Below are 18,748 nucleotides of genomic sequence, written 5' to 3' on the forward strand. Positions count from 1 at the left end.
CAAAATTTAACCCTCCTGATAAATCTTCCGCACGATTTCTTCGGTAGAAACTTCTTGAATCTGCATTTCATGAATAGGAACACCTGAAGTTACTAGTAGAGACAATACTTCTGAAGCAGTGACTGAATGTCCTTGCAGTGAAACAGTGAACAGCTTTGTGTTTGCTTCATTTTTGCTCCATGTAACAGGCAGTGCTTCTGTCAATTGACCTAGATGGGCGAGAGAAATTTCTTGATCCAATTCCAAGTGAATCTTTTTGCCTTCTCCCCATTCCTGTTTTAACTTCGTCAATCCACCATCGTAGATGATATTTCCTTTGTCTAACATAATCACTCTATTGCATAATGCTTCAATATCGGTTAAATCATGTGTCGTCAACAAAATAGTTGTTCCAAATTCTTTGTTCATTTCTCGTAAAAATTGCCGAATATTTTCTTTTACCAATACATCTAATCCAATCGTTGGCTCATCTAAAAATAACAAAGATGGTTGATGAATAAGGGAAGCGACTAATTCACAACGCATACGCTGGCCAAGACTGAGTTTGCGAACAGGTTGATCGAGCAGTTCTCCGATATTTAACACTTCAATCATTCGATCAAGCAACTTTTGATTGTCTACACGGTACACTTTTTGCAACAGTGTAAACGATTCTTGAACTGCAATATCCCACCACAACTGGCTTCGCTGACCAAATACAACCCCGATCGTTTTTACGAACTCTTCCCGTTGATTATGGGGATCAAAGCCATTCACCTTTAGCTCGCCAGAAGTAGGCTGCAAAATACCCGTTAACATTTTGATGGTTGTAGATTTACCAGCACCATTTTCTCCTATATATCCAACCATCTCTCCTTGAGGGATGCTTATATTTACTTCATTTACAGCTCGGATTGTCCGATAGTTACGGTTAAACAAATCTCGGAAAGCCCCTGTTAAACCTTTTCGACTCTGATAAATTTGAAATTCTTTTGTTAATTTCTCTGCTTCGATTGCATTCATTCCTGTTTCCTCCACATAAAAACGCCCGTCTTTAAAAAGACGAACATCAGATCACTTATATTGTAAAGTACATTTCACTATTCTGCAATTATATTTCCACAAAAAATACAAAAATGAAGCAACACAAGCTTTTAGTTTGTAAATAAACACCTGATGCCAATTTTTCCATCAGGTGTTATTTTTATCAATATGAAGAATCATCTATTCCAATTATTTTTTTAGCTTATGATATCTCTTTTTTCCATTCATCCCTATTCTATACTATCCAAACTTTCATCCCATGTTTTTTTCACCTTTAATCTACTATTCCAAAAAGCTAACCCAATGATGAGAATTAGCACGACAAGTTGGGCGATCATCGAATCCCAAGTTGGATAGATTCCAAGCCAACTTACCGTTGGTAATAGATCCGATGGATGTGCTGGAAATTGGTCAGCCACTTGAAGGGAATGAATACTCTGCCCTGTAAATTTTATCGTCAAATAATAAATAAAAAACGCTGCAACCATAAAAAAGGCACGGAATGGGACTTTGTTACTCAAAATGATAACGAAGAAACCAATAATAAGCAGTAAAACAAATGCAGCAAACATGCCTAATACTAGTTGATTGGTTTCAATCGACGGTGCCATACCCATATAGAAGATAACCGTTTCCGCACCTTCTCGCAGGACTGATAATGCACTTACTGCAAAAAGAGACCATAGACTGCCAGTAGCCAAGGCAGATCCCATCTTCTGTTCGACATACTTGTTCCAATTTTTTATATTTGCTTGGGAATGTAGCCATACTCCTACCGTAATCATCATGATTACTGCAACGATGCCTGTTATTCCTTCAATCATTTCTCGGGTGCTGCCAGCGGAGAGACTCGTTAAAAATGCATGTAATAAAAATGCTATCCCTATGCTTAAAAGAACCCCTGTTACTGCTCCACTCCATATCCATTTGCGTTTTTCTTCATTATTGGATCGCTTCAAAAAGGCAAGTAGTGCAGCTAGCACACATACAGCTTCTAGTCCTTCTCGAAACAATACAATTCCTGCATCCCAAGCGGTATAGCTCCCGCTATCTGAGACATTCTGAAGTGCTGTCTTCATCTCCTTGATCACATTAGACGCTTTTTGTTCTTGAAGTGGACTAGAAACAAGATAACTCACGGCCTCTGTCATCTGATTCTCTATCTTTGTGTACAATTCAGGAGCCTTTACCTGAACAACACCCTCTACATTTGGCCATTTTTGAATGAATAATTGCATTTGTTCTGCTGCCTTTGCAGGTTGTCCAGCTGTGATATACTCGTCTGCTTTGGTTAAAAGTTGTATCACACTCGGTAAGGAATCTTTCCCGTTCACTGTATTGGATGAAACCGAACCATTCACATAATCTTGTAAAACACGGATTAGTTCCTGCATTGCACTGATCACTTTTGCTTGATTTACAGGCTCTGCTTGTACATAGATTCGAACAAGACTCATTTTCGTTTCAGCCAAACCATAGACAGCAGATGCATCATTTCGGATAAGCAGCTCATTTTTTGACCATTCATTTGTAAATTGCAGATTACAACTTTTTGCTTGCTGCATCTGATTTTTACTCGCGAAATCCAAGCATTTTTGCATACTTGCCAATAATAATTTTGCTTCTTCTTTACCAGATTTTTTGATGGATTGCTGTGTACTCGTTATATACTTATCTGTTACTTTCGCCAAAACAGATATCGACTGAAAAGCTTTTTCAGGGTTTGTATTGGCTGTTTTCACTGTCTGATTTGCCCTTAACAGTGCTTGATCTATTTGACTTCGTATAGATGCATTTGCTGTGTTTTTTTGTGAATTCCACTCTTGCTGATAATTACCAAGATCTTCTTCAACCTTCGGCCAATTTTTAGAACCAGCCTTCGCAAGTGCATCCCCTATTATAATCAATAATTGATCACTGGAAGCAGCATACGTCTGTGTCCAAGGACAAAATAAGAGATAAACACTAAGCAAAAGGATCAGTAATGTCAAACGTTTTCCTATTTGAGTTCTAGCCATCAAAATAATGTACCTCCTATATACCCGCCTTTGCGGACTCCAGGAAGACAAGCAAATACAGCACTTCCTACATGTGAGATGTATTCGTTTAGACTATCTGCCTGTGCTAGTCTTGCTTGGATCGGAACAAATTGTTTTCTTGGATCTCGCTGAAAGCAAATAAATAGAAGTCCTGCATCTAATTGTCCTGTATCTTTTAAACCATTGGTAAAAGAGTAGGATCGACGTAATATTTCTATTTTCCCGTTACCATGGGCAAGGCGAACATGTGAATTTTCTGGGATTGCATAAGTTCCATCAGGGTTCTTTTTCTCTAAATCAAGTTTGTCAAATTCATTGTTCATTCCAAGTGGAGCACCAGTTTGACGATGACGGCCAAATGTATTCTCTTCTTCCTGTAAAGTGGTTCGATCCCATACTTCAATGTGCATTTGAACCCGGCGGACAACCATATAACTGCCGCCTGTCATCCAAGGTACACGATCAGCTGACCCGGACCACACTACCTGATTCATCTTCTGTTTATCATTTACATCGGGATTACCCGTCCCGTCTTTAAATCCTAATAAATTTCTCGGTGTTCCTTTCTTAGGATCTGCTGCACTTGTCCGCTGAAATCCTGATTGCATCCATCTAACCGTAACATATCCTCTTCCCATCCGAATCAAGTTGCGGATAGCATGAAATGCTACTTGTGGATCATCAGCACAGGCCTGAATACAAAGATCGCCACCACACCACTCTTGTTGTAATTGATCACCAGCGAATGCTGGCAAATCAGCTAACATGGGAGGCAATTTAGACCGGATACCAAACCGATCTGTTCCATCTTTCTGGAAAAAAGTAGAACCTGCACCAAAAGTAATAGTAAGCCTTGAAGCTGTTAATCCTCCTGCTTCTCCTGTATCTGTTGGAGGCAGGAGAGCTTGTCCTGATTCCTTCCCAGCTGTTTGACCTGCACTCATCCTAGCAGCTGCCTCTGTCCATTCCCGGAATAAATCCTTTACTTCTGATAACTTAGAAGCAACGATATTTAAGGACACAAAGCTTACAAAGTCTTGGGCAGGGGTAGTAATCCCTGCCTGATGTTCACCATAAAATGGAATAGTATTTGCCGAACTGGAGGATGGTTTTGCCAATAATGTCTTACTAGCAAGCCAAGTCCCGCCTGACCCAAGCATTAAACCGAGCCCGCCAACACTCGTTAGTTTCAATACATCTCGTCTACTGATAGGTTGAGAAAGAAAATCACTTTTTTCCGGTTTCATCTCATTTCCCTCCCACTACTGTCCCAATCTGAGATAAGGGTTCAGCAAGGGCATCCAGCAGCTGAGATAAGGTTTTTACCTGATCTTTCGTCAATTGTCCATATAGGACATACCCATCTCCTTGTTTGTATTTTGCTAGTTCCGCTTGCAATGCATTGAATTTGGATTCTATATCACTTGCCAATTTCGCATCTTTCTTTTCCAGTAAAGGTTGGATATAGGTGAAAATTTGTTTGGAACCTTCCACATTTGCAACAAAGTCATACAAATCTGTATGAGAATAACGTTCTTCTTCCCCTGTCACCTTACTAGTAGACACTTCATTTAAAAGCTCTACAGCACCTGTAATCAAAAGACTGGGTTCAATTGTCACTGTCTCCACTTTTGCACGCAAAAGTTGAACATCTTGCAGTAATTGATCTGCTGTTTTTTCTTGACCAGATAGCGATTTATCTTGCCATAATGCTTTCTCCAATTTATGAAAACCTGACCAATTCGCTGCCGGTACATCGTTTTCTCTGGCATCAATTTTGGGATCTAAATCACCAAGGGATTCAGCAATAGGCTCAATTCGTTCATAGTACATCCGGGTTGGGGCATACAATTGTTTTGCTTTTTCCATATCTCCTGATTTTACCGCTTGAACAAAAGCTTCTGTTTGTTCTACCAATTTATCTGTTTGTTCTATAACAAATTTTCGGTATTCCTCTACTACTGGTTTCAAAGCTTGATTTTCCCCAGTTTGTTTCACTTGTGTTGTAGGTTTCTTCTCTGTTGTATCTGCTTTAGTGGAACATCCTGCAGCTACTAAAGCACTGATAAGTCCCAAAGCTAAAATCTTTTTGCTGTAAAAAAACATCTATCTATCTCCTCATCCATCACCTTTTTGTGTCCTTTTTATTATTAATGATAGTGATTCTCATTGTCAATATAAAAACATACGAAATATGCCTTATATCACAACATAAAAAAATCCATCCTGCTTAGGATGGATTTCTTATTGGAGTGCCTTCTCCATTTCTGTTTTTACTCGATTTACCAAATGTTGTTTTCCTTGATGAATATCATTTATCAAAATAATAAACCTTCCTAATCTCTCATCAAGTTTAAGCGCTTCCTCCATCGAGCTGAAAATATCATCACCTTTTTTATCTAAGTGCATGATTACTTCTACTTCATTTTGATGAGCAAAAAAGACAAAAGAGGCGCTGTCCAAATCAAATTCTACTCCTGAAATAGGCTCACAACAATACATTTGTACAAAGGGGTGTCGAGAAAAATGATGTTCAAAATCAAAAGTTACTTTGGATAGACGAAAATTATTAGCTTCAACTGCTTCTAAAATCATATCAATATAAGGATGAGGAAGAACTTCGATCCCATCTACATCTTGCGGGTCGCGAGCTAACTTGATATCGAGTCCCGTACGCAGAAATATAGGTGCTCCAGAAATAGAGACAGGACAGTCATACGGTAATTGAAACTCAAACTCAAACTGTCTATCTTCTTTTGGGCCAATCGTAAATGGTTCCGTAATTAAGATTTTTTCCACCATATACTCAGATAGACTTCCATCGAGTTCATATTGGATATTTAAAAATAAATAAATTTCATCTACAAATTGTTCTGCTTGTCCGCCTAAAACATATACTTTACCCTTAACGATTTCACCTTGCATGTACGTAGATTTCTCTAGTCTTGTATCTACTTTTGCAGAGCCAACTCCAAATGTAGTCAGCGATTTTCGAAATAAATTCATACAGTACCCTACTTTCTTCTTAAAAGTGATCGAAGTTTTTCAAACGGATTTCCTTCTGCTGCTTCACCATTTATGCGAAAAGTACCTTCAGGATCACGGTGATTCCATTCAAATGTACTTTGTAGAGCTTGCTGAGCTCTTAGGATTTCCATCTCCATTTTAAAGGAGGTGGTAGAATGTGAGAATACTACAGAAAACTCATCAATCACCCCATGATTAGAACCAGTAGGACGGAAAATAAAAATTTGCATAAAGGGACATCCGCTCTTTGGCTTTTCTATCAGCTCCAGATTATCTATTTGATATAGGATAAAGCCTGCATCTTCTATTACTTTTAATATATGTTGTACCAGTTTTGCTGGTAGTATCGTAATTCTATCTTCATCTTTCGGATCAATGGCAAACTTAACATCCAAATAGGTTCGAAGATACGTAGGAAAATGGCCAGTAGACATCGGTATCGTGTCAGGTAATGTTAGTTGAAAAGGGATTCTCCTGACTTCATGTTCGGCAATCTCAATGGGGCCTGATAATTGAAAAACGTCTGCTATGTAGGTTTTCTTTTTTTTGCTTCCTTCTTCGCGATACTCGAAAATGAGATGAAGTTCTACTTGATCAATTGATTGAGTACCAATGCCTCCTTTGATCACTACCTCCCCATTTGCAATATCTCCAGGAGAATATTGATGTCGTTCCAGTTGTGTATCAACTTTAGCTGCGCCTATACCAACGCTGGATATCCAATTAAACAATAAAAAATACTCCTTTCAAAAAGCCCGATTTACTGGACCTTCAACATGATTGCATAAAAAATGCTTAAATATTTCGTCAGCAAGGAAAATAGGAGGACGAGCGCCTCCTATTTCTTCTTTTTAAACAGTTTTAAATACTGTTCAAACTGTTTGGCAAGTGTTGCATGCTCTGTAGTATCTTTCACCACTGGAACTTCTGGTTTTTTTGCAACTGCAGGAGCTTGTGTAGTTTCCTTTTTCTCCTCTTTCTTTGGAGTAATTTCTTCTACCTTATTTACTTTTGCTGGTTCTTGTTTTTGAACTTTTGGTCTGTTCTGTTTCTCTTGTTTTTCCATCTCCAATAGTTCACGTTCCATTTGCTGTAACTCTAGCTCACGTCTGCGTCTCTCTGCTTCCAGCGGATCGACTTCATTTGTGTTGTTTTTCGCTTCACTTGTGCTGCTTTTCACTTCTTTAGTGGTGTTTTGCACTTCAACAGCAGTGTCCGAAGTTGCTGTAGCGGCCACTTCTTCTGTTGATGTTCCTTCTCCATCTGTAGATTTCTTTTTTCTTCTCCGTCTTCTGCGTCGGCGTTTTTTCTTCGGTCCTTCTTCATCAGAGGCTTCTTGTAAATCTTCTGTTTCATCTGTAGTCTCTTCTACTTTACCTTCTGTTTCTTCAGTTTGAACGGAATTTGGTACATTTTGTTTTGAATCTACTTTTTTTGGTTTTCCAAATACTGCTTCCGTTTTTATCTCATCTTTCACTGCTGTTTCCTGTTTATTGTCTACTTGCTCCACTTTTGGTTCTATTTCTTTTGTTTGTTCTTTAGATACTTTCACTTGTTTTTTGGTTTCTTTGATAGGCTCTGGTTCTTTCGTGGGTATAACTTCAGCAAATACATTTTCGATTTCTTCGTTCTCTTCCTGAGATATTGGTTCTACCTCTGTAACTACAGGCTTCGTTTCTATTTCAGGAGAGTCAGTATCAGAAGATTTGACTTCATCCACTGGAATTGTCGTTGTGGTTAAATTTTCCAAAGAAATTAGAGGTATATCTTCCTTTTCTGATTCTTCTGTTACTTGGCTGGTTATTGGCTCAAACTTAAATTCGTTCGTTATTTCACCATCGGTAGATGCCTCTACTTGTTCCCACTCTGCCGTCAATTCAGCCAATTTAGCTTTTGTTCGTGCTTGATACTCTTCTTCTTGCTTCTGAAGTAAGGTTATTTTCTGCTGTTCATACTCAGCTTGAAGTTGGGCCAGTAACTCCTCTTGGCGCTTTTGAAAGGCTTGTTCTTCCTGTTCCAATACCATTTTTTGCTTTTCTTCAAACTGTTTTCGTGCTACTGCCAGTTTTGCTTTACGACGTTTTTCTTTTTCTTTTCTTTCTTTTGCAAGTCGAGCCTCTTTTTCCATTCTAGAGAGTTCTTCTCGTTTTAGTTTGAGAAGTTCTTCTTGCTGCTGTTCTAATTTTTTGCGTTGTTCTTCCAACAAACGCCTTTGCTCTTCCTCTAATTTCTTCCGATGCTGCTCAATGAGTTCCCTTTCCCGACGCTCATATTCTTCCCGCATCTTCCGTAAACTTTCTTCTTGTTCTTTTTCCAACTCTTCTTGTTGCTTATTTAATTTCAGCACAAAAGATTGAGACAGGTCTTGTCCTTCTAATTGAGCTAACGCTGGTGAAACTGTCACTGTTGTGTGATTGGCATCAGGATGTGTTCCCACTGATTCTTCTTTAGCTAATTTCTCATTTGCTTCTTCTGCTTCTACATTTTCATCTGATTTTCGTTCTTTATCAGATTTTTCCTGTGCCGCTTCTTCCAATTTTGGTTCAATGTTTTGTTGTGATTCCTCTGAAAATACAGCTTCTTGTACAGGAGAATTCAAGTCTGCATTTTCTGTATGAGAAGGCTCAGATACTTTTGGCTGAACTACAACTTTACTGTTTTCATTTTCATCATAAGCTTGATCTTTCGCTCCAACGAGTGGTTCTTCTTCTAATAACCAATCTGTATGAGAAGTCGCCTCAAAACTTGCATCGTTTAGTTCTAATTCACTGTTTTCATTTGCATCTTCTTTAAACACAGTAGTTATAGAAGACTCTTGTTGTTCTTGCTGTTTGCTACTTGTTTTATTTAAGTTTTTTGTCTCGTCTTCCTTCACCACGCTACCCCTTTCTTGGACAACTATATCGTGTTGTTCTGTGTCCTCTTCATTTTGATTATCCGTAAATACAGTAGTTGTTGATCCATTTCCTTGATGAATTAATGTCCCGGAATTTTGTTCCGCACGATAGGTAGGTCTATTACTCACCGAAATTATGGGTTCTTGTTTTGCATTCGGATTGCCAAGCCCATTGTTTTCTTCTTTTCTTTCACCCCAAAATTTACTCAAGATGCTCCCGCTCGTATTTTTGTTTTCAAAAATCTCTACTTGCTCCAATACTGGCGGAACTGTATATTCTTTAAAAGATTTTTGAATGAGTCTAGCCATGGGTCTTGAAACTTTAAAATTCCGCGGTAATTTCAAAATAGGACCATCTAGAAATTGACCAGATAACATACTGTAAATAAACGTTCCCCAGTCCAACTTGGATTCATAAACCATAATTTGTTCCAAACCACAGAAAAAGACTTGCAATTCATTTTGGCTATTTACTCCAATATTTCTTAAATCGAGTAAGAGATACATGGACATCGGTTTGGATCGAAGTACAGCATCAACATGAAGGAGTCCCCTCACCCATTTGACTACTTGCTCTTCAGACAATTCTTGTGTGGTGATGATTTCACGTAATGGTCGTATTTCTACATATGGTCGAATAAATACTAACATATCCGGTTCGTCAAAAACGTCTAAATAAGGGATCACTTGTGGCAATTTCAGATTACGATACTGGGATATTGCTCGCAGTGGAGCTTGTCTATTTAAACTTGCTGATTGTAAGTAATATCTTTTGCCTTCGTATACTGCAATTGCCAGTTCGCCTTGAAAGAAGGGAACAACGCTCTCGATTAGATATTTTTGCCGATATACATCGCCAACTTTAAAGAAAGCCATGCTACAACCTCCTCCTTAACCAGCATAATTTGTAAAATAATAAGAGAAATTGATGAATAGGTTTAGAATATCATAAGAACGCTTGCTTTCACAATACACAGAAAGAACTACATAGTCTCTAAATTCGCTAGAAATCAGTACTTTTCCAGCTTTGAAAATGTATCCATTATTTGTTACTTTGATTTTTCCTCATCTCACGTATACAAAAGAAAAACTGCTGTAAATCAGCAGTTTTGGTGTGGACTTCCTCTATATACCATCTTCTCAAATTCAAATGTAATCGTTCACATGAATAGATAAAATATTCATGTTTTATTTTCAAAATCACCGTATAGAAGTTGACTACCAATACTGTGAAATCTATTTAACCCTCCTTGAAATATTCGGCAACGAATTCATTTTACCATAAAAACAAATATTTTAACAGGTTTTATGGGAATATTCTATCATTTCTTCATATAATCTAAACATTCTACTTTGAGCTGCTAAATGCTGCGGCGGTATCCATTTTCATGAATACCGCCGCTTCCCTCTTCCATTGATATTATATCAACCTTTTATTTGGGGAGGGAAAATGATCCGCACAGAGGAAACCCAGGTTGGATTGGTCTTTCCAGAAAGGCGAATCTATTCGTGAAACGACGAAACTTCCTCTGCAACAATCGATTGAAACCGGAATGGCTCTATGGGAACATCGCACTCCAAAAGGAGAAACGTAAGAACATTGATACAGCTTCTCCTCCAACCTTCTATAGAGAGAAGAGCTTACATCTACAATCTCCCATGTTTGGTTTCTAAGTCCATGTTCGTTTGATGAACTTTTCAGATAGTTCTTGACCGACTCAAAGGTCACATCTACTTTCTCATGTACTCGGAGCCACACATCGTAGCTCACTTTCCTCTCTCTTGTCTCATTTCTAGCAAGTGCCTCCAATGGGGGGCAATCCGCGAGTACATAGTGGACATTTCTCACAATATAAGAACTATGAATGGCAACCAAAATAGCTTCACGTGCAGCCTGGTTGTCACCAGCATCTGGAATGACAATGATTCCTTTTTCCCTCTTGAGGAGATTGTCAATCTTTTTCAGCGTTTCCCGCCATGCCGGTTCAACCTTTTCTGTCGGAACTACCCCAACCCATCTTCCTTCAGTGAGAAAATCATCCGGATCTGCAACCGAAATCTCAGTTAAGGGATGAGAGACGATGTTAAACTTCTCATCTCTATCCAAGTAGGTCTGTGTAGCTATCTTCTCTTGTAGTGCTCTTACCAATGTGCTCTTACCTGCACCGCATCGACCTGTCAGAAAGATAACCGTATTTCTCCCAAAAGCGTAAATATACTCTTGAGGAGAACGAAACAGTTCGATTTCCCCTTCATTTTGATCTGTTTCTGTTTCTGTCTTTATTGCAGATCGATGTCTATCCTCTGAGAGCTGAAAAGCTTCCTCTGCAATTTCTAGTTGTTCTTCTACTGGTGGAACGTAATTCCAAACACCTAGCTGTCCGAATTGAGCCGTATAGCTGGAACTGATCCTCCAAAGCATCGTTTTATCCTCTTTCCAGCTAATAAATCGGTGCTCTTTTGATTTTGCCCAGTAAACAAAATCTTTGGTTTGCCTGCTACTCTCTAGCCCATGAGCATCCGCAATATACTGAACTATAGTTCGCCGGATTTGTTCCATCTCTTCTGGAGTTGCGCATCTGGTCATTTCGACGCCTTTCTCCTATGAATCAGAATTACTACTAATTATACAAAAGATACATCATGAAAACTATAAAACCCTCAACGGATAGGGATTAAATAAAAAACTTCTCCTCAAACAAACCTCCCTTCCAAACTACGATATAATATCTGATGTAGAAAGGAGACTTAACATGAAAACAACAACATCACAAACACTATACCAAGAAGCGTTAGACGTTATCGTAGGAGGAGTAAACAGTCCATCTCGATCCTTTCGAGCGGTTGGCGGCGAGTATCCGATTTTCATGAAAAAAGCCCAAGGAGCTTATTTTTGGGATGAAGACGATAACCAATATATCGATTACTTAGCAGCATTTGGCCCGATTATACTTGGACATGCACATCCTGCTGTTACTCGTGCCATCCAAGAGGTAGCGGAGCAGGGAATTTTATATGGTACACCTACAGAAAAAGAAGTACGGTTCGCCCAAATGATCCGTGATGCGATCCCTTCGATGGAACAAATTCGCTTTGTAAACAGCGGAACAGAGGCCGTCATGACGACGATTCGTCTTGCTCGTGCTTACACAGGACGGGATAAAATTATCAAATTCGCCGGCTGCTATCATGGGCATTCCGATCTCGTTCTCGTTGCAGCAGGATCTGGTCCATCCACTCTCGGTATACCGGATAGTGCGGGTATTCCAGCTAGTATCGCTGGAGAAGTAATCACGGTGCCATTCAATGATCCTAGGGCATTAGAAGCTGCACTAGACCATTGGGGAGACCAAGTGGCTGGTATATTAGTCGAACCACTGGTAGGTAACTTTGGCATTGTGCCTCCTCAGCCATCCTTTTTAGAGCAAGTCAACAAACTGGCACATCAAGCTGGTGCCCTCGTTATTTATGATGAAGTGATCACTGCTTTTCGTTTTCATTTTGGCGGGGTACAAACGCTTTATCAAGTAGAACCTGATCTTACTGCCTTAGGAAAAATCATCGGTGGAGGCCTGCCGATTGGTGCATATGGCGGAAGCAAAGAAATCATGGAAAAAGTCGCACCAATGGGCCCGATGTACCAAGCAGGGACAATGGCTGGAAATCCTCTTTCTATCTCTGCGGGAATGGCTTGTCTAACAGAGCTCTCCAAAGAAGGTACATATGAGCGTTTAAATGAAATGGGCAAACAATTAGAAGAAGGAATATGGGAAGCAGCAAACAAATATAATCGAACGATCCAATTAAACCGGCAAAATGGAGCACTGACCGTTTATTTTAGTGATCAGGCTGTTACCGATTACGATGGTGCACAAAAATCCGATAGTGAGCAGTTTGGACGTTTCTTTCGACTTATGCTGGAAGAAGGAATCTACTTAGCTCCTTCCAAATACGAAGCTTGGTTCCTCACCACCGCTCACTCTGATCATGATATAAATAAAACAATTTCAGCGATAAATAAATCATTTAAAAATCTAATCTATTAATAATAAATAAAAAATGCTAGAGATGTTCACTCTAGCATTTTCCTAAGCATATTTCTTTCACTCTTCCTTTTTTATTTGCTGGAGGAGAGATTTTTTTAATGTTTCCTGAAATTCTTCCTGTTGTTGATGCAGAAAAAAGTGATTCCCTTGAAATATCCGCAATGTAAAAGCTGCTGAACTTACTTCTTTCCACCCAGCTAAATCTTTTAAGGATGGAATATCTTTGTCACCAGCATATACAGTCACAGGGCAGAGCAGCTCTACTTTTTTATCATATAACTCTGTCAAACGAAAATCGCTGCGCAAAATAGGGAGAAGAAACTTCTTTAAGTCTGGATCTTGAAAAAATCCTTCTGGCATCCCCCCTAATTGATACACATCTTCCCAAAATGATTCATCTGATTTATGGGTGATTGGTTCTTTTTTAACGTATGGCGGGTATGCACCAATCACATACAAATGATTTGGTGTTATATCTAAGGAAATTAATTGGCTGACTGTTTCCAAAGCTAGAATAGCTCCCATGCTATGTCCTAAGAAGAAGATAGGTTCATCAAAAAAGGATAAGAGATGTGGGATGACTTGTGCAGCAATTTCTTCTGCGGTTGGAATTAGCTCTTCTCTATAGCGCGTTCCATGACCAGGGAGTTCAATCGAAACAATCTCCAGCGAAGAACCCAGCCAATTGGACCAAGCTTGAAACACATGTGGATTTCCCCCTGCATGATGAAAGCAAATAAGTCTCCCCTCCCGCTTTTTTGTGGCGGGAAATCGGTGATACCACAAAAATCTCACCCCTTATTTAGGGAGTATTTTTATAAAGTCTTTGACGGAACAACCTTGTAAAATAGGAACAATGGAAATTTGAGCATCTACATCTTTTTCTATTTTTCTTTTTAAACGCATTGCCATGATTGAATCAAACCCCATGTGAATGATAGGCTTATTTATCGGGATGTCTGCAATGGGGATTTTCAACATTTCGCTGATTAAACCCAACACATATTCCTCTATATTCATCATTATCTTTTTTTCTTCTATCGTCGTTTTTTCTTTGTGTGCCTTTTCTAATTTCGAGTCCACCCAATACCGTTCCTGATTCCAAGGATACTTCGGTAATGGTATTCTACTAGTTGCTTCCGGCATAACTTTTGTCCCGTCGAAGTTCAATCCATTGCAATATAAAACAGCTAATGAAGCGAGCAGACTCTCCTCGTTTGGCCGGTCTCTTTCCAAAGACGAAACGATATTCACTTCTGTATGAAATGGGGCTGCACAGTCGTATATGGGTACTTCAAGTACAGGATGTGGGGATATCTCCAAGAATAATTTTTTTTGATCTTGGATTAAAAGGGATACCGCATCCTGAAAACGTACAGCTTGGCAAATATTATCACACCAGTATTCAGCGTTGAGGCTACTGCCATCCATTTCTTTTCCTGTTACGGCAGAGATAAAAGGTATGGATGTCTCTCTTGGTTGAATCCAACTTAAACGTTTACCTAATTGTTCCCGTATTTCATTCATATAAAAACTATGAGAAGGATATGGAGATGTAGCTACAAACTTTGAAAATACTCCTTTCTTCCCTAACTCTATCTGTATATTTTCTAAAGCAGAACTTTTCCCCGATAAAACATGATTATTTGGACTATTATAAACTGCTATCGCAACTCGTTTATCTGACTGTTCGCATATATGTCTGGCTGTTTTCCGATCAATTTGTGCAACTAATAAATTTCCTTTATTCACCATATTCTGAGCTGAACGACTGCGCTCTATTACTATTCCAATCGCTTCTGATAGTGTTAAAGCTCCTGCAATATGTGCTGCTGCAACTTCCCCTAAACTATGACCTACAACTGCTGCTGGTACAATCCCCCAAGACAGCCACAATCTCGCTAGTGCTACTTGAATAGAAAAATAAAGTAATTGTGTTTCTACCATAGTCAATTGGACGCCTTGCTCTAATTGAGTGATTTTCTCTAATAAGGACCAAGAGACTTTAATGGTGATTTCTTTTTCCATTTTCAACAAAGTATTGCGAAATTCCGTTTCTTTTTCAAGTAGATCTCGACTAATAGACCATTTTGGTCCTTGTCCCGAAAATACGAAAACTACTTGATCTGTTCTTAAATTTTTCGAGTAAAAAATCTGGTCGCATTGCTCGCCTTTTTCCACAGAAGTCAATAGTTTCACTGCTTCTTTTCTCTCTTTCACTAAAAGCATGATACGTTCTTCATGTTGATCTCTAGTCTGCCAAACATTTGCAGCAATATCAGAAAGAGATATAGATGACTTATGTTGGATATAGTCTTTGTACTGTGTAACTTGTTTTTGCAGAGATTCTTTGCTCCTTGCTGATATTGCTAATAAAGTAAATCCGCCATCAGATGCATGCTTGTTGGTTTTCGGCGGTTTGGAAGGAGCTTCTCCTAATATCACATGAGAATTGGTTCCTCCAAATCCAAAGGAACTCACACCCACATATACTTGATTGGGGATATTTATCGGTTTCGTTACTACCTCTAGCTCATATTGGTCAACTGGTATCTGTGGATTCCAATGTTGAAAGTGAAGGTGAGGTGGAATACATTTGTGATGCAGGGCAAGAGCAGACTTGATCAAACCAGCAATACCAGCTGCTGCTTCAAGGTGTCCTATATTTGTTTTTACGGAACCAAGATACAATGGATTCTCCCTCTTCTGCGCATAAACCTCAGCCAATGCCTTCGCTTCTATAGGGTCCCCTAAAGGTGTACCCGTTCCATGCGCTTCTACATAAAAAATATCTTTCGGTTGTACTCCTGCTGATCTGGCCGCACTTTTCAGTAATGCTTTTTGAGCGTGTACATTTGGTGCTGTAAGACCGTTACTTTTCCCATCTTGATTGACAGATGAACCATGAATAACTGCATAAATCGCATCTCCATCTGCCTGTGCTTGAGATAATGATTTTAAAACAACTACTCCTGCTCCTTCTCCTCGAACATAGCCATCTGCTTTTGCATCAAATGTCTTGCATCTTCCATCGAGAGCCAAAACATCTCCAGCAGCAAATCGGATGGAATTACTTGGTGTTAAAAGTAAATGAACCCCACCTACAAATGCCAGCGAAGATTGTCCACTACGAATGCTTTGACAAGCTAAATCAACAGCGACAAGGGAAGAAGAGCAAGCGGTATCAATTGCCATACTTGGCCCATACCAATCCATAAAATAAGAAATACGGTTTGCTAAAATACTTGAAGAATTTCCAGTCAGATGATAAAAATCTGTTTCCTTTTCCACTAGACTCATATAATCATTGCCTGATACACCCACAAATACGGCAGTATCTGATCCTTTTAGCTGATCCATCCTTAGTCCCGCGTCCTCTAATGCTTCCCATGTCACCTCTAATAGCAGCCGTTGCTGTGGATCCATCATCTCAGCTTCTCTAGGAGAGATACCAAAAAAAGCTGGATCAAATTGATCGATATGTGACAGAAAAGCCCCATAGGAAACAGGTGATTTTCCTATCAAATCTAAAGATAAATTGGACCATCTACCCTCAGGAACAGTAGTGATATGATCTTCTGCCTTCATCATCATTTCCCAAAACTGTTCAGCTGATGATGCCCCTGGAAAACGGCATCCCATACCGATCACAGCAACAGGCTCATTTACACTACTTCTGTTTATTTCAATTCGTTCTTGTGTCATTTCTCCAACGAGATAGGAGGATAATGACTCAATAGTTGGATAATCCCATAAAATCGTATGGGCTAATTCTCGATCCAATAGCTCTTCTAAATCGCCCGATATCATCAAACTCTCTTTCGAACCAAGTCCGTACTGTTCCAATGGTTCATCTATTTTAATTTCCTCAGAAGAAAGATAAAGGCATTCAGCAACATGGTTACGTAACCAAGCAATTAATTTATCTTTTGTCATATTTTTTAGCCTCTAATCTTACTAACTGATTTGCAAGATAAGCTTTTCTTATAGCTTGTCTTTGAATTTTTCCACTTGAAGTCTTTAAGATGGTCCCTCTCTTAATAAAAACAATGTCATAAACTGGTATTTCATAAGATTGTGAGACTACTTTCCGAATGATATTACTCAGCAGTTGAATAGGATTATCGACGTTTTTTAGTATTCTGTTCTCCACTTCTGTAACAATTATTAACCGCTCTCTCCCCAAATGATCAATAGAAAATGCAGCATTGGCATTTTTACGAATCCCATTATGAGCTCTTTCTATCTCCCACTCAATATCAGATGGTGCATAATTGCGGCCATTGATAATAATCAAATCTTTGAGCCGTGCATTGATGTAAAGCTCTTGATCCCAATAAAAACCTTGATCACCAGATCGTAAAAACGGGCCTTTTCCATCCTGTGTAAAAGCATGAAAGGCATATTCCGTAGCTTCTTCATTTTTCCAGTAACCAAGGGAAACACACGGGCCTCTCATCCAAATCTCCCCAACACAGCCGTCAGCTAACTGCATCCGTGTATCAGGATCTACAATGATCACCTCATGACCATAGACACTTTGACCATTTCCCACTAATTCTCTTGCATTTTCCGCATGAGGTTCGACTACTTCTGCAATTCCCTCTTCTAACAAATTTGCATCAAAATGCTTGAAAACAGGCTTTTCTCTCCAGTCTCCTCCAGAAACCATCAATGTTGTTTCAGCAGTTCCATACCCAGGGTATAAAGCTTCTGGTTTGAATCCAACTGGTGCAAAATACGCTGCAAATTTCCTCAACGTAGCAGGTCTAACTGGTTCAGATCCATTAACAGCTACCCTCCAATGTGAGAGATCCAACTCATCACGTTTTTCCGAACTAATTTTATCCACACAAAGATCAAAGCCAAAATTCGGGGAAATAGAAATCTCTGCTTTATTGTCAGACAATGCCTGCAACCAACGGATGGGACGCTGTACAAAATGGTAAGGGGTCATCAGAACAGCTTTTGTACCTGCTAAAATAGGAGTGAGAATTGTTCCAATCAAACCCATATCATGATAAGGCGGTAACCAACTGACTATTTTGGCATCTTGATGAATATCCCAACGCTCCATCATGCGGTATCCATTTTCAATGAGATGAGTGTGATTTAAAATAACGCCTTTTGGATTACCAGTAGAACCAGAGGTGTACTGGAGAAAAGCAATATCATTTGCTTCCCAGTGCAGTGTTTGAGTGGTAGAAAGATTTTGAGGAAGTTCTTCTACTAAAAGCCAATTAAAAAAAGGAAGTTCTTCATTTGTCCAGTCTCTCAATTTATCGTAGATTACTCTACTCGTTATAGCATACTTAGCTTTTGAATCTTGTATAACATTGAATAACCTTCCAAATTGCTTCTTCATGTTAGGGGGATAAGCAGGAACGGCAATAGCTTTTGCATACAAACAACCCAAAAAGGCCAGGATATAGTTCATACTAGGTTCTAAGAGGATGAGCACCCTCTGTCCTGTTGCACCAACCTGTGCCAAATGAGTCCCCATAGAACTCGTTCTCTGCTCTAATTCTTGAAAGGTAAGCCGTGAATCATTCCCACCGATATCCCTTAAAAAAGTAAAGACTTCTTTTTCAGGCCGAATCGCTGACTGCTCCTGTATGACTTCTATCCACGTTTTCAACTTACCCATGAATACGGAAAATACCTCCTCAAAAATTAGGATTAAATTATGTTTACTAGTATGGATATTGTTACTGGTG

Annotated in this window: 12 protein-coding genes; 1 reads left to right on the forward strand and 11 read right to left on the reverse strand. The window is 39.2% G+C overall.

Features of this window, described 5'->3' with window-relative positions; all coding sequences use genetic code 11:
* Positions 1-6: 6 nt before the first annotated feature.
* The 8 genes from AC5WOE_RS18075 to AC5WOE_RS18110 form a co-directional block, all read right to left on the reverse strand.
* Positions 7-1,002 carry an ABC transporter ATP-binding protein gene (locus tag AC5WOE_RS18075; protein WP_496051467.1) on the reverse strand — a complete coding sequence of 332 codons (996 nt, stop codon included), beginning with the start codon at positions 1,000-1,002 and terminating at the stop codon, positions 7-9.
* Positions 1,003-1,253: 251 nt separating this feature from the next.
* Positions 1,254-3,041: an FTR1 family iron permease gene (locus tag AC5WOE_RS18080; RefSeq protein ID WP_496053173.1), complete on the reverse strand. Its 1,788-nt coding sequence runs from the start codon at positions 3,039-3,041 to the stop codon at positions 1,254-1,256.
* Positions 3,041-4,309 (reverse strand): iron uptake transporter deferrochelatase/peroxidase subunit, encoded by a 1,269-nt coding sequence (gene efeB / locus AC5WOE_RS18085; protein ID WP_496053174.1) that lies wholly within the window; start codon positions 4,307-4,309, stop codon positions 3,041-3,043. Before efeB ends, AC5WOE_RS18080 begins: the two co-directional genes overlap by 1 nt.
* A 1-nt stretch (position 4,310) precedes the next feature.
* Entirely contained in the window at positions 4,311-5,168 is an 858-nt protein-coding gene (gene efeO, locus AC5WOE_RS18090; protein ID WP_496051464.1) for an iron uptake system protein EfeO, read from the reverse strand.
* Between the two features lie 138 nt (positions 5,169-5,306).
* Positions 5,307-6,068, reverse strand: a complete 762-nt coding sequence (locus tag AC5WOE_RS18095; RefSeq protein WP_496053175.1) for a sporulation protein — start codon at positions 6,066-6,068, stop codon at positions 5,307-5,309.
* An 8-nt stretch (positions 6,069-6,076) separates the two neighbouring features.
* A complete protein-coding gene (locus tag AC5WOE_RS18100) occupies positions 6,077-6,820 on the reverse strand; it encodes a sporulation protein (protein ID WP_496051462.1) in 744 nt (247 codons plus the stop codon).
* A gap of 107 nt (positions 6,821-6,927) precedes the next feature.
* Positions 6,928-9,861: a hypothetical protein gene (locus AC5WOE_RS18105; RefSeq protein ID WP_496051461.1), complete on the reverse strand. Its 2,934-nt coding sequence runs from the start codon at positions 9,859-9,861 to the stop codon at positions 6,928-6,930.
* Positions 9,862-10,405: 544 nt separating this feature from the next.
* Positions 10,406-11,572 carry an ATP-binding protein gene (locus AC5WOE_RS18110; RefSeq protein ID WP_496051460.1) on the reverse strand — a complete coding sequence of 389 codons (1,167 nt, stop codon included), beginning with the start codon at positions 11,570-11,572 and terminating at the stop codon, positions 10,406-10,408.
* 166 nt (positions 11,573-11,738) lie between these two features.
* Here AC5WOE_RS18110 and AC5WOE_RS18115 point away from each other — a divergent pair, with 166 nt between their 5' ends.
* Entirely contained in the window at positions 11,739-13,031 is a 1,293-nt protein-coding gene (locus AC5WOE_RS18115) for a glutamate-1-semialdehyde 2,1-aminomutase (protein WP_496051459.1), read from the forward strand.
* A gap of 57 nt (positions 13,032-13,088) precedes the next feature.
* Here AC5WOE_RS18115 and AC5WOE_RS18120 read toward each other — a convergent pair whose 3' ends face one another.
* The 3 genes from AC5WOE_RS18120 to AC5WOE_RS18130 are packed head-to-tail and all read right to left on the reverse strand — an operon-like array spanning position 13,089 to position 18,678.
* The gene (locus AC5WOE_RS18120) at positions 13,089-13,826 is read right to left on the reverse strand and encodes a thioesterase II family protein (protein ID WP_496051458.1); all 738 of its coding nucleotides are present in this window, start codon (positions 13,824-13,826) and stop codon (positions 13,089-13,091) included.
* Positions 13,827-13,829: 3 nt separating this feature from the next.
* Positions 13,830-16,967 carry a beta-ketoacyl synthase N-terminal-like domain-containing protein gene (locus AC5WOE_RS18125; protein WP_496053176.1) on the reverse strand — a complete coding sequence of 1,046 codons (3,138 nt, stop codon included), beginning with the start codon at positions 16,965-16,967 and terminating at the stop codon, positions 13,830-13,832.
* Positions 16,954-18,678, reverse strand: coding sequence for a fatty acyl-AMP ligase (locus AC5WOE_RS18130; RefSeq protein ID WP_496053177.1), 1,725 nt, complete (start codon positions 18,676-18,678; stop codon positions 16,954-16,956). The genes AC5WOE_RS18125 and AC5WOE_RS18130 overlap by 14 nt, the downstream gene beginning before the upstream one ends.
* Between the last annotated feature and the right edge of the window lie 70 nt (positions 18,679-18,748).

This window comes from Shimazuella sp. NTD248, from assembly GCF_059510395.1.